At 70.6% G+C, this 12,130-nt stretch carries 9 protein-coding genes and 2 pseudogenes; 4 read left to right on the top strand and 7 right to left on the bottom strand.

All coding sequences use genetic code 11. From position 1 onward, the window contains the following. Nucleotides 1-120, top strand: a pseudogene (locus tag AB0J64_RS55270) (sodium:proton antiporter); the annotation flags it as partial. 21 nt (nucleotides 121-141) lie between these two features. Here the strand turns inward: AB0J64_RS55270 and AB0J64_RS55265 are convergent. The 4 genes and pseudogenes from AB0J64_RS55265 to AB0J64_RS55250 all read right to left on the bottom strand — a co-directional run. After that, nucleotides 142-684: pseudogene (locus AB0J64_RS55265) on the bottom strand (PA14 domain-containing protein); the annotation flags it as partial. 1,238 nt (nucleotides 685-1,922) lie between these two features. After that, on the bottom strand, nucleotides 1,923-2,498 hold the full coding sequence (locus AB0J64_RS55260; RefSeq protein WP_364046302.1) for a hypothetical protein: 576 nt from the start codon (nucleotides 2,496-2,498) through the stop codon (nucleotides 1,923-1,925). A gap of 261 nt (nucleotides 2,499-2,759) precedes the next feature. Further along, nucleotides 2,760-3,539, bottom strand: coding sequence for a hypothetical protein (locus AB0J64_RS55255; RefSeq protein WP_364046300.1), 780 nt, complete (start codon nucleotides 3,537-3,539; stop codon nucleotides 2,760-2,762). Further along, the gene (locus AB0J64_RS55250) at nucleotides 3,536-4,249 is read right to left on the bottom strand and encodes an ATP-binding cassette domain-containing protein (RefSeq protein WP_364046298.1); all 714 of its coding nucleotides are present in this window, start codon (nucleotides 4,247-4,249) and stop codon (nucleotides 3,536-3,538) included. Before AB0J64_RS55250 ends, AB0J64_RS55255 begins: the two co-directional genes overlap by 4 nt. A 160-nt stretch (nucleotides 4,250-4,409) precedes the next feature. Here AB0J64_RS55250 and AB0J64_RS55245 point away from each other — a divergent pair, with 160 nt between their 5' ends. Both AB0J64_RS55245 and AB0J64_RS55240 read left to right on the top strand, forming a co-directional pair. Continuing rightward, the gene (locus AB0J64_RS55245) at nucleotides 4,410-5,543 is read left to right on the top strand and encodes a histidine kinase (RefSeq protein ID WP_364046296.1); all 1,134 of its coding nucleotides are present in this window, start codon (nucleotides 4,410-4,412) and stop codon (nucleotides 5,541-5,543) included. 4 nt (nucleotides 5,544-5,547) lie between these two features. After that, on the top strand, nucleotides 5,548-6,195 hold the full coding sequence (locus tag AB0J64_RS55240) for a response regulator transcription factor (protein ID WP_364046294.1): 648 nt from the start codon (nucleotides 5,548-5,550) through the stop codon (nucleotides 6,193-6,195). A 78-nt stretch (nucleotides 6,196-6,273) separates the two neighbouring features. Here the strand turns inward: AB0J64_RS55240 and AB0J64_RS55235 are convergent, their stop codons facing one another. Together AB0J64_RS55235 and AB0J64_RS55230 are read right to left on the bottom strand one after the other, a co-directional pair. Next, nucleotides 6,274-8,295, bottom strand: coding sequence for a beta-galactosidase (locus AB0J64_RS55235; protein ID WP_364046292.1), 2,022 nt, complete (start codon nucleotides 8,293-8,295; stop codon nucleotides 6,274-6,276). A 1-nt stretch (nucleotide 8,296) separates the two neighbouring features. Then, nucleotides 8,297-10,573: a glycoside hydrolase family 3 N-terminal domain-containing protein gene (locus AB0J64_RS55230; protein ID WP_364046290.1), complete on the bottom strand. Its 2,277-nt coding sequence runs from the start codon at nucleotides 10,571-10,573 to the stop codon at nucleotides 8,297-8,299. A 198-nt stretch (nucleotides 10,574-10,771) separates the two neighbouring features. On the opposite strand from AB0J64_RS55230, the gene AB0J64_RS55225 reads away from it, so the two are divergent. Next, nucleotides 10,772-11,782: a substrate-binding domain-containing protein gene (locus AB0J64_RS55225; protein ID WP_364046288.1), complete on the top strand. Its 1,011-nt coding sequence runs from the start codon at nucleotides 10,772-10,774 to the stop codon at nucleotides 11,780-11,782. Between the two features lie 46 nt (nucleotides 11,783-11,828). Here the strand turns inward: AB0J64_RS55225 and AB0J64_RS55220 are convergent. Beyond that, nucleotides 11,829-12,130, bottom strand: a 302-nt coding sequence (locus tag AB0J64_RS55220) for a hypothetical protein (RefSeq protein WP_364046286.1), incomplete at its 5' end; no start/stop codon positions are given.

Here is a 12,130-nt window from a genome sequence, read left to right as displayed (position 1 = left end):
GCGATCTCGGTGGCGCAGCGGCTGCCGACGGCGGAGATCCTGGTCGTGACGACGCCGCAGATGGCCGCCGCGGAGGTGGCCGAGCGGGCGGGCTCTGTCGTAGAACTCCATCGTGATGTCGTGCGCTCCGGCGGTCAGCGCGATCTGGCCGCTGTCGTCGCGCTTGGAGTGGTCCGTCCAGTTGTCCACGACCACCTTGCCGTCCACCCAGAGCCGGACGCCGTCATCGCTCGTGGTGATGAACGTGTACGTCTCCGCGCGGTCGGCGATCACCTTCCCGGTCCATCGCACGCTGAACGTGTCGGCGGACACGGCCGGGTCGGGGGCGTTCGCGCCCCAGTCGAAGTTCACGCCGGGGTCGATCCGGGTGAGCTTGGGCGCGGTCAGGTCGGCGTTGTCGAAGTAGGTCGCCGACAGGCCCTGCTGGTCGACGACCAGCGTCGTGACCGAGCCCGCCGGCAGCGTCAGCGTGCCCTTGCCGCCGGCGACCGTGACCGTGCCGGTCCGGTGCGGGGTCCAGGCGTCGGAGGTGCTCTGCCAGACGGCGGCCGTGCCCGCCGTCAGGCCGGTGAACGAGAGCGTGGTGTCCAGCGGCTGGGTGCCGACGTTGACCAGGACGACGTTCTTGGCCGCGTCGGAGGCGAACACGTGCAGGAGGTCGCTGTCGGCCGTCGCCTGCACCATGGTCGTGCCGAACGGCCTGAACAGGCCCTCGCCGGTGAACATGCCGATGCCGTGGTAGATGGGCAGCGGCTCGCTGCGCTGGATGCCGCCCTCGCCGTTCGTGCTGGTCAGGCCGAGCTGCCCGTTCTTGTCGCCGTACTGGTAGGCGGCGGCTCCGGCGTGCAGGATCTGGCCGAGCGCCGCCGCGCCCCACAGGGTGTTGAAGTGGGTCAGCGTACGGTGGCCGTCGGGGTCGTCGTAGTCGGAGTTGAACTCGCCGATCTGGAGGTCGATCTTGCGTCCGAGCACGGACTCGGCGAGGGCGCTCACCTCCTTGAGGTCCGTCTCGTAGCCGCGGACGACGGCTCCCAGCAGGTTCTCGTCGGTGACGGCCTCGGTGCCGTTGCCGTAGTCGTGGTAGTCGAGGAAGTCGACGCGGTCCTTCGATCCCTCCAGGAACGTCCTGATGTAGGGCAGGTCGTTCCAGGCGGTGGCGGGGCCGCCGACGCGTACCGCCGGGTCCTTGGCGTCGAGGGCGTCGGTGATCAGGTTGAACCGCCGACTGTACTCAGATGCCGACATTTCGGGCTTTTCTGGGGTGCAGGTGCAGTTGAGCTCGTTGCCGAGGATGAACCGCCGCACCGGCGTGCCGGAGGCGGAGAAGTGCTGATAGAGGGCCACCGCGTCGTCGCGGTTCACCTCGGCGCTCTGGCGTCCGTCCACCTGGAGGATGACGACCGGCTCGGCGCCCAGGTCCCGGATGGCGGCGATCCAGGCGTCGCCCGAGATCGTCGTGTCGCACTTGTAGCCGCCGCAGACGATGGGACTGGCATGGTTGCCGGGCTCCTTGTAGTGCAACTCGATCCGCATCCGGCCCGGCTTGAGGGTGCGCAGGCGCTCGCGATGCTTGGAGTCGTTCGTGATGTACGAGCCGTCGCCGTACCCGGTGATGCCGATGCCGTAGTCGGCTGCGGACAGCGTACGGACCGGCTTCGTGAAGTCCACCGAGACGGCGGCGGACGCGGCCGCCTCCGCGGGAACCCCGGCCGGCCAGATCGCCGCGGCGGCGGCCAGGCCGCCCGCGAGAGCGGCACGCAGCGCGCGTCGCGCCAATGCAGTCATCCTTCTCCTGTCACAAAGATCCATGAGGACCCGTGGATCATGACATATGCGGATGACGGCGGGGTGAAATCAGGGAGAGCCTCAATGGGAACGCGAAAGGGCGCCCCTGGTCAGGAGCGCCCTTTGGCGGAGGAGGGTCAGTTGGCGGGGAGCTTCACCGTCATCTGCTTGGTGAGCGGGTTGGCGTCCTGCGCGGCCCAGGCGCCGGTGGAGAAGGCCTCCGGGTAGTTCTTCTTGCCGACGCCGTCGCCCCACTTGGTGACGACGTACTCCACCTTGATGTGACCCTCGCCGGCGACGCCGTCGACGCCCAGGGTCTCGGGGTTGAAGCGGCCGCCGGTCAGCTCGGCGAACGTCTTGGCGTCCAGGTCGAGCATGACGCCGCTGCTGGAGGGGTCGCCGGGACCGCGGTCACCGACGAAGAAGGGCATCTTCTTGCCCTTGTAGATCACGTAGCCCTCGGTCATGAGCGGCCAGCTGGGGCTGGCGACCAGGCCCTTCTGCATGGGCTTGCCGGCGGCGGGCAGACCGGTGTCGCCGGCCCGGCCGGAGGAGTCGTCCCAGAAGTACGACGCGGTGGTCGAGCCCTTGAGCACGGCCTTCTGGGTGGTGCTGCCGGCGTCGGCGTCAGCGTGCGCCGCGGGCGCACCGACGGCCAGTGCCGTCAGCGCGGAGGCGGTGAGCGCGGCGAAAAGGCGCAGGCGAGCAGACATAGGTGTAGAAAGTCCTTTGTTCGACAACGGGGGGCGGGTACGCTCATAGACGCACGTAGCCGAGCACAAGCCACACAGTTGCTACGTGGAGCGCCGCGGATCCAGCGGATCGGATCCGAGAGCCCAAGCGAGTGGTACCTTCCACGGGGGTAAGGTCCAGGTCACTCGCCGGTAACGAGTCCTACGTTACGTGCGGATAACGGACGAAGGCAAACGAAAACCCATGAATCGGACAAAGATCTACGTTCGAAGGTAAAGTCCTCAGTTAATGTCCTTCCTGGACACCCGCAGAATCCCCGCGGCCATGGGGATGGCGATCCAGACCGCCACCGACACGGCCAGCCTGGCGAGATCGCCGCCGGACATGTCGCCGCTCGTCAAGGGGTTGGTGGTGCTGTTGAGGTCGAGCCACCCGGCCAGAACCTCTCCCGCGTGGCCGAGCCGCCCGATGGCGCTCCACAGTATGGGGGTGGCAAAGTAGATCACGATCGCGGCGGGCGCGTTCAGCAGCAGCGCGCCCATGGCCAGCCCCTCGGCGGTCAGGATCACCATCGTGGCGATCCAGCCCAGGACGGTCTGCGGCGCGACCTGCCAGGTGGCGGGCACGCCCTGCGCGGCGGAGACGGCGGCGGTCACCGGGGCCGCGACCAGCAGCGCGAGCACGCAGACCGCCACGGCCGCGACCAGCGGCGGCAGGCACTTGGCCGCCAGCACGCGGCCCCGCCGGGGTTCGAGCGCGAACGTGGTCAGCGCCGTGCGGTGACTCCACTCGCCGGTCATGGTGAGGATGGCGAGGACGGGCAGCAGCGTTCCGAACGCGATCGCCGAGGTCCCGGCCAGGGTGAAGAAGTGCGGGCCCGCGACGAGTCCGCGGGCGGCCACGGAGCCGAGCCCCAGCGTCACCAGGATCGCCGTGAGGATCTTGCTGGTGCGGGTGTCGACGAGCTTGCGGGTCTCCACCCGTACCAGGGTCATGAAGGAAGACCGTCCTCCGGCGGCGCGTACCGTGTCCAGCCCAGCGGCGGCGGCGGTGTCACTCATGAGGCCCTCCTGTCGGCGTTCGCGGTCAGTTCGAGGAAGGTCTGTTCGAGGCCACGGCCCCGGCTCAGTTCGGCGACCGTGCCCTGCGCGAGCACCCGGCCGCCTCCGATCATCACGATGTCGTCGGCCACCTGCTCCACCTCGTGCAGCAGGTGCGAGCTGAGCAGCACCGCGCACCCCGCCCCGGCCAGGTCGCGCAGCAGCCCTCGCATCCACTGGATCCCCTGAGGGTCGAGGCCGTTGGCGGGCTCGTCCAGGATGAGCGCCCGGGGCCGGCCGAGGAGCGCATGAGCGATGCCGAGCCGCTGCCGCATGCCGAGCGAGTAGCCGCCCACGGCCCGGCCGCCCTCCTTGCCGGTCAGACCCGCCAGCTCCAGGACCTCGTCCACGCGCGACCTCGGCAGGCCGAGCAGCATCGCGCCCAGGGTCAGGACCTCCCGCCCGGTGCGGCCCGGATGCTGCGCCCCCGCGTCCAGCACCGTCCCCACCTCGAACCCCGGACGCTCCAGCTCGGTGTACGGCCGCCCCAGCACGGTCGCCGTGCCGGAGGTCGGGCGGCAGAGCCCGGCCAGGATGCGCAGCGCGGTGGACTTGCCCGCCCCGTTGGGCCCGAGAAACCCGGTGACGGTGCCCGGCCGCACGGTGAAGGACACGTCGTCGAGTGCCTTCACCTCTCTGTACGCCTTGCTGACGTGCTGAAATTCGATCACGGCCTCAGTCCATCGCAAACGCGGGTCCCGCTTCATCGGACCTGGGTCGAGCGATGCGCGCGCCGGGGCTACCGTCATCGCCCTCGATGTAGACCTGGGGCGCTACCGGGATCGACCCAGGTCGCTAAGACGGCGCCGGGATGGTCTCTAGGCTGAGATCGTGTACGACCCACTTCCCGTCGACAGGCTGGGCATCGCGCTGCGTTACCTGGCCGCCGCGCTGCCCCTGCTGCTCCTCTCCCTTCTGCTGATCGCGCTCCCCTGGCGGCCCATGAGTCCCAGCGAGCTCCAGTCCGTGCTGACTGACGTGGCGCTCGGCGTGCTCGCGCTGGTCCTGATGTGGTGGCGGCACCGGTGGCCGTGGCCGATCGCGCTGGCGACCGCCGTGCTGACCGTCTACTCCTTCTCGGCCATCGGCGCCGCCCTGGCCTGCTTCGGCTCCCTGGCCATGCACCGGACGTGGCGCCAGTGGGTACCGGTCGGGCTCGCGTTCTGGCTGTGCGTGGTCGGCTCGACCAAGCGGAACGGCACAGACCAGATGACCATCGCCTACGGGGTGGCCGGGGTGGGCGTCCTGGTCGGGGTGGCACTCCTGGCCCTCTACCTGCGCGGGCGCCGCGATCTGGCCGCCGTGCAGCGGGAGGCGGAGCACGCGGCGCAGCGGCAGCGGATCGAGCAGGCCCAGCTGGGCGAACGGCTCAAGATCGCCCAGGAGATGCACGACGTCCTCGCACACCGGATCTCCCTGCTGGCGATGCTCGCCGGAGGTCTGGCCTACCGTACGGACCTGTCCCCCGAGCAGACCCGCGAGACCGCCCTGGCGATCCAGGAGAACGCCCACCAGTCGCTGAACGAGCTGCGCGCCGTCCTCGGCACGCTCCGGCGCGACGGCGGCATGGAGGCGCCGCAGCCGACGCTGGCCCATCTGGACGCGCTGTTCGAGGAGGTGCGGGCGGCCGGGCAGCAGGTGGAGGTGGACGACGCCATCGACGGGCGCGAACTGCTGCCGACGCAGACGGGACGGCACGCGTACCGGATCGTGCAGGAGGCGCTGACCAACGCGCGCAAACACGCGCCGGGCAGCCGCGTGCGGGCCGAGCTGGGCGGGCGTCCCGGCGAGGAGCTGCGCATCCGGGTGAGCAACCCCGCTCGCTCCGGCGCGAAGGCCGGCCCCGGCGGCCGGCTGGGCCTGGTCGGCCTCGCCGAACGCACCCGGATGGCGGGCGGCACGATCACCCACTCGGTGGAGAACGACCGTTTCGTCCTCGACGCGCGGCTGCCGTGGGAGGCTTGACGCCGTGATCAAAGTCGTGATCGTGGACGACGACCCCATGGTGCGCACCGGCCTGCGCCTCATTCTCGGCGGCGAGGCCGACCTCGAGCTGGTGGGCGAGGCCGGGGACGGCAGACAGGCCATGGACGTGATCCGCGACCTCAGGCCCGACGTCGTGCTCATGGACCTGCGGATGCCCCTCCAGGACGGGCTCACCACCATCGAGCTGCTGCTGGGCCGCCCGGCGCCGCCCCGCATCCTGGTGCTCACCACGTTCGACGCCGACGACATGGTGCTGCGCGCCCTCCAGCTCGGCGCCGCCGGCTTCCTGCTGAAGGACACGCCGCCACCGAAGATGATCGAGGCCGTCCGCACCGTGACCAGGGGTGAGCCGGTGCTGTCGCCCAGCGTGGCGCAGCAGGTGATCGCGGCCGCCACCGGCAGGTACGCGGGGCAGCGGCCGGAGGCTCAGCGGGAGCTGGCCAGCCTCACCGAACGCGAGCGGGAGGTCGCGATCGAGCTGGCCAGAGGCGGCTCCAACGCCGAGATCGCGACGAGCCTGTCCGTGAGCGTGGCGACCGTGAAGGCCAACATCACCCGCATCTTCGCCAAGCTGGGCACCGACAACCGGGTGCACGTCGCGATGAAGGTCCGCGACGCGGGCCTCCTTTAGCGCGTTCGATTTCGCGGGTGGGTCGGCCCGGCTGCGCATCCAGGGGTGCCGGCCGCCTTCGCCGCCGAGTTACCGCGATCAGGCGCGGGCGCGCCGGATCACCGCCGCTCCGAGGGGTGCCAGGTTGACCGAGCCCGACGCGGGCTCGCCCGTGAGCAGGTCGGTCCCCTCCCCGTCGAAGGGCACGGACGCGCTCTCCTCGCCGCTGTGGTTGAGCAGGAACACGTACTCGTGCTCCGCGTCCCCCCGCACAGCGCACTCCACGTGGGCCGGCACCCCAGGGAAGGGCGAACGGACGCCCGCCGCCTCCACCGCCCCGACCAGCTCGGCGTCGAAGGCCGCCTGCTCCAGCAGCGTGGCGAAGTACACGACCCGCCCCGCGCCGAAGCGGTTGTCCACCACGGCCGCCCGCCCGGCCAGCAGGCCGTCCCCGTAGGTGGCCAGGGCCGTGCCCGTCTCCAGGTGGAGGTCGTCGCGCCACCAGGTCGAGGTGGCCCGCCGCCCGTCGGCGAACTCCACGGAGAAGACCTCGTGCGGCCTGGCCGGCCAGTACTCGTCGATCTTGGCCCCGATGAGCTGCCGGAACGCCCCCGGGTAGCCGTCGGGCCGTACCCGGTTGCAGTCGTCGACCACGCCGGAGAAGAACGACATGATCACCGTCCCGCCGTCACGGGCGAACTCGGTGATCCGCCGCACGCCCTCGTCGTCGATCAGGTACGCGTTCGGCACCACCAGCACCTTGTACCCCTCCAGCGAGGAGCCGGAGGACACCACGTCCACCGGGAAGTGCTGCGACCACAGCGGCGTGTAGTGCCGCATGACCGTGTCGGGATAGCTGAAGTCCTGGCGCGGCAGCCCCGCGGTCTCCTCCAGCCCCCACCAGCCGTCCCAGTCGAACAGGATCGCGATCTCGGCGCGCGAGGTGGTCCCGGCGGCGGGCGCGAGCAGCTTCAGCTCCCGCCCCAGGTCGATGATCTCCCTGAACGTGCGCGAGTCCGGCCCGGAGTGCGGCAGCATCGCCGAGTGGAAGCGCTCCTGCCCGCCGCGACCGGCCCGCCACTGGAAGAACATCACCGCGTCCGAGGCCCGCGACACCGCCTGGAGCGAGCCGAGGCGCATCCGTCCCGGCTCCTTGACGATGTTGAGCTGCCACTGGCTGACCGCGCTGGCCGCCTGCTCCATGAGCAGCCACGGCTGCCCGCCCTTGAGCGAGCGGAACAGGTCGAACTGGAAGGCCGCGGATACGTGGGAGTCGGCGTCGGCGGGGTTGGGGTAGATGTCGAGCGCGACCGCGTCCTCCTCGGGCGCCCACTTCCAGTAGTCGGCGTGCTTGAAGAAGCGCATGAAGTTGGTCAGCACCGGGATGTCGTCGCGGAAGGAGCGGACGATGTCGCGTTCAGCGATGTAGCACTCGAGGAGGGCGTCGGAGGTGAACCGCTTGAAGTCGAGCCTGCGGGCCGGGTTCATCCAGGTACGCGGGATGTGCGGCACCTCGATCTGGTCCCAGTCGGTGTAGCGCTGGCTCCAGAAGCGGGTGTACCACGCCTCGTTCAGCGTCTCCAGGTCGCCGTACCGGCGCTGCAGCCAGCGGCGGAAGTTGACCGAGGCGGCCTCGTTGTACGCCGTGGGCCCGTACTCGTTGGAGATGTGCCACATCGCCAGCGCCGGGTGGAACGAGTAGCGCTCGGCGAGCTTGGTGGTGATGCCGGCGGCGTATTCGCGGTAGATCGGCGACGACGGGTCGTAGTGCAGCCGGTTGCCGAAGCCGAAGCGCTCCCCGTCGGCCATGATCGGGAACACCTCGGGGTGCAGCTGCGTGAGCCAGACGGGCGGCGCCGCGGTGGGGGTGGCCAGGTTGACGCTGATGCCGTTCTCATGGAGGAGGTCCATGATCTCGTCCATCCAGCCGAACTCGTACTTGCCCGGCTCCGGCTCCAGCGACGCCCACGCGAACACGCCGAGGGAGACGACGTTGACGCCGGCCTCACGCATGAGCCGGACGTCCTCCCGCCACACGGCCGGGTCCCATTGCTCCGGGTTGTAGTCGCCGCCGTAGGCGAAGCCCCCGAGGCGGTTCCTGAAAGCATCCAAGCGCGACATTTCATAGCTCCTTTTCCGGCTCGACCGACACGGCGGTCAGGCGCCGCTCGGAACCGGTGATCTCATACAGGGGGCCGGTCAGCTCCACGGACGTCTCGGCGATCGGTTCCGCGACGGATCGGCGCACGGAAAGGCCGATCTCGCCGGGCTCGACGACGCGCCGCCCGTCGCGGCCGGTGAAGGCCAGCAGCCTGACCGGGACGTCGAAGGCGACCTTCGCGCTCTCGCCGGGGCCCAGCTCGACCCGGGCGTACCCGACGAGCTGTGCCACGGGCCTGGTGACCGAGGCGACCTTGTCGGAGGCGTACAGCTGGACCACCTCCGCCCCGGCACGCTCGCCGGTGTTGCGCACCACGACCGAGCAGCGGATCGACCCCGCCGTCCCGGCCGTCTCGTCGGCGGCCAGGCCCTCGTAGGCGAAGCTCGTGTAGCTCAGCCCGTGCCCGAAGCTCAGCGCCGGTGCGGGGTCGATGTTGCTGACCGAGCTCGCCGCGCCGAGCCTGGGGTGCAGGTAGCTGTACGGCTGGCCGGCGGTCGAGCGGGGCATGCTCATGGGCAGGCGGCCGGAGGGGTTCACGGCGCCGGACAGCACGCGGGCGACGGCGCCCGCGCCCTCCTCGCCGGGGAAGTACGCCTGCACGACGGCGGCGGCGTCCCTGAGCAGGCCCGGCACGGCGTAGGCGCGCCCGGTCATGAGCACGACCACGGTCGGCGTGCCCGTGGCGATGACGGCGTCGGCGAGCTCCTGCTGCGCGCCCGGCAGGTCGAGGTTCTCCGCGTCGCAGCCCTCACCGGAGGTGCCCCGGCCGAACAGCCCGGAGCGATCGCCGAGCACGAGGATCGCGAGATCCGACTCCTGCGCCAGGCGCGCGGCCGCGGCGATGCCCGTACGGTCGCCGTCGTCCACGCCCGTACCGCGCTCGACCTGGATCGTCGCGCCGGGGAACTCCTCGCGCAGCGCGTCGAGCAGGGTCGGTGCGGCGATGCCGGACTCGACCTCGGGGAAGTGCGGCAGGACGTGGTTGACGAACGAGTAGCAGCCGAACAGGGCGGTGACGTCGTCGGCGTTCGGGCCGATCACGGCGACGGTCCTGCCCGCGGCGTCGCCGAGCGGGAGTACGCCGCCGTTCGTGAGCAGCACGATCGACTCCTCGGCCAGGCGCCGGGCCAGGTCGCGGGAGCCGGGGTCGTCGAGGTCCACCGGCCCTGACGGCGCGGGCTCGTAGCCGTCGTCGAGCAGGCCGAGCTGGGCCTTCTGCAGCAGCACGCGGCGCAGCGCCCGGTCGACGAGGGCCTCGTCGATCCTGCCCTCGGTGACGGCCTGCTTCAGCGGCTCCAGGTACGCCACTCCGGTGGGCAGCTCGACGTCGATGCCCGCGGTGAGCGCCTGCACGGCCGCGTCCTCGGCGCCGGAGGCCACCGCGTGCAGGGTGTGCAGGAAGGCGACCGCGAAGTAGTCGGCGACGACCGTGCCCTCGAAGCCCCATTCGTCCCTGAGGACCTGGGTCAGGTAGTACGGGTCGGCGGTGACCGGGATGCCGTCGATCTCGGCGTAGGAGTTCATGACCGAGCCCGCCCGCGCGTCCTTGACCGCGACCTCGAACGGGAACAGCAGCGTGTCGGCCACCTCGCGGGCGCCGGCGTGCACGGGGGCGAGGTTGCGGCCGGCGCGGGAGTTGGAGTAGCCGACGAAGTGCTTGAGCGTGGCGATCACGCCCGTGGACTGCACGCCGCGCACGTAGGCCGCGCCGATGGTCGCGACCTCGTACGGGTCCTCGGAGATGCACTCCTCGACCCGTCCCCAGCGCTGGTCACGGATCACGTCGAGCACCGGGGCGAGGCCCTGGTGGACGCCGAGCGCCCGCATGCTCGCCCCGATCCTGGCGCCCATCCGCTCCACCAGGTCGGGGTCGAACGACGCGCCCCACGCGGGCGGCACCGGGTACGTCGTGGCGCGCCAGGCCGCCAGCCCGGTCAGGCACTCCTCATGCGCGAGCGCCGGGATGCCGAGCCGGGTGTGGTCGCGGAGCCAGCGCTGCCGCGCGGCCAGCGCCGTGCTCGCCCATTCCGGGTCGACGGGCCTGGTGCCGTAGTGGCGGGTGACGTGGCCCAGGCCGTGGCGGGCGAACGCCTCGAACTGGACGTCCTCGCCCTGCATCGAGTCCTGCAGCGGCGCGACGACGCCCTCTTCCCGGTTGACGTTCAGCCATACGCCGACGAGCTGAGCGAGCTTCTCGTCGAGCGACATCTCCGCGAGCAGTTGCTCGACCCGTTCCATACACCCTCGATCGGCAGATAGTGGATCGGAAAGTTTCTGAGATACTTTCCGAAATATTACCGTGACATTGCCGAGGGGTTACGCTAGGCTTCGACCTGCACAGATGTCAACAGCACTGATCGGGTAGCAGGATGCTCCCAGGTCAGCAGGAAGACCTGCGCTTTCCATCAGTTTCCGAAAGTTGTCCGGGGAGGCCCTGTGGCTCGAGCAACGCTGGCCGACGTCGCGGCCGCCGCCGGAGTGTCCGTGCCGACCGTCTCCAAGGTCCTGAGCGGTAAGAAGCACGTCTCGGCGGCCACCAGGGACAAGGTGCTCGAGGCCGTCAGGGCCTTCGGGTACGAGGCCCCGCGCCCGCCGAGCACGCCCCGGGCCGGCCTCGTCGACCTGCTCATCGACGGGCTCGGCTCGCCGTGGGCCCAGGTGCTCATCAAGGGCGCGGAGCAGGCGGCGGCGCGGTGGGGGTTCTCGCTCGTGGTGACCTCTTCCGCCCGCGCCGACTTCGACCTGCGGCGCTGGATCGGGATCGTGCGCAAGCGCAGCACCGACGGGATCGTGCTGGTGCTGTCGCGGGCCAACCAGGAGGAGATCGCGGCCATCGAGGAGCTCCTGCACGTTCCCCTGGTGCTGCTCGACCCGGTGGGCAAGCGCGATCCACGCATCTCCACCGTCGGCGCCACGAACTGGTCGGGCGGCGTCATGGCCACCACCCACCTGCTGGAGCTGGGGCACACGAGGATCGGGTTCATCGGCGGGCCGCTCGAGACGCAGTGCACGCTCGACCGGTACGAGGGCTATCTGGCGGCGCACCGTACGTTCGGGATCGACCCCGACCCCGGGCTGACGCGTTACGGCGACTTCCTCATCTCGGGCGGCAGGGAGTTCGGGGCCGAGCTGCTCGACCGCCCCGACCGGCCGACCGCCATCTTCGCCGGGTCGGACCTGCAGGCGGCCGGCGTCTACCAGGCGGCGACCGAACGCGGGATCCGGGTGCCGGACGAGCTGTCGGTGGTGGGGTTCGACGACTCGATGCTGTGCGAGATGATGTCGCCGCCGCTCACCACCGTCCGCCAGCCGCTCGACGACATGGCCAACGAGGCGGTCCGGCTCATCTCGGAGGAGCTGACCCATCCGAGGGGCGCGGCGGGGACCCGCATCGAGCTCGCCACCTCCCTCGTCCTCCGGAGCAGCACCACGCGGCCCGGCTCCTGAACGGCAGGGTGGCCTAGCCCGGGGAGGGCAAGGCCGGCGCGGGACATCACCCTTGGATCTCCCTGTCGGAGCCGGTCACGATGATCCGCAGGGCGCACAGCGTCAGGTGGTGGCGGTCGTACGAGCCGAGGCCGAGGTAGGTCTCCTGCGGCGCCTGCCTGTGCAGATCGAAAACGGCGGAGATGCTGTACGGAGTTCGGATCTCCAGGCCGGTCGGAGGCTGCGGATCTGGAAGAACGCCTCGGTGACACCGGCCGGCTCGCTCCGCACACGATCTGGCACGCCCGAATGATGGGAAGCCGGGACTAGCTGCCAGGACGCCCGCGACCGGAATGACCACGAGGAAGA

Source organism: Nonomuraea sp. NPDC049695 (genome assembly GCF_040674955.1).
Classification (GTDB): domain Bacteria; phylum Actinomycetota; class Actinomycetes; order Streptosporangiales; family Streptosporangiaceae; genus Nonomuraea; species Nonomuraea helvata.
The sequence above is the reverse complement of the archived record's forward strand: the minus strand, read 5'-3'. Positions and strand labels throughout refer to the sequence as shown.

What these genes read in the sequence shown, in the direction of transcription:
- AB0J64_RS55260 (WP_364046302.1), bottom strand. Translation starts at nt 2,498, where the DNA reads ATGTCTGCTCGCCTGCGCCTTTTCGCCGCGCTCACCGCCTCCGCGCTG.
- AB0J64_RS55255 (WP_364046300.1), bottom strand. Translation starts at nt 3,539, where the DNA reads ATGAGTGACACCGCCGCCGCCGCTGGGCTGGACACGGTACGCGCCGCC.
- AB0J64_RS55235 (WP_364046292.1), bottom strand. Translation starts at nt 8,295, where the DNA reads ATGTCGCGCTTGGATGCTTTCAGGAACCGCCTCGGGGGCTTCGCCTAC.
- AB0J64_RS55230 (WP_364046290.1), bottom strand. Translation starts at nt 10,573, where the DNA reads ATGGAACGGGTCGAGCAACTGCTCGCGGAGATGTCGCTCGACGAGAAG.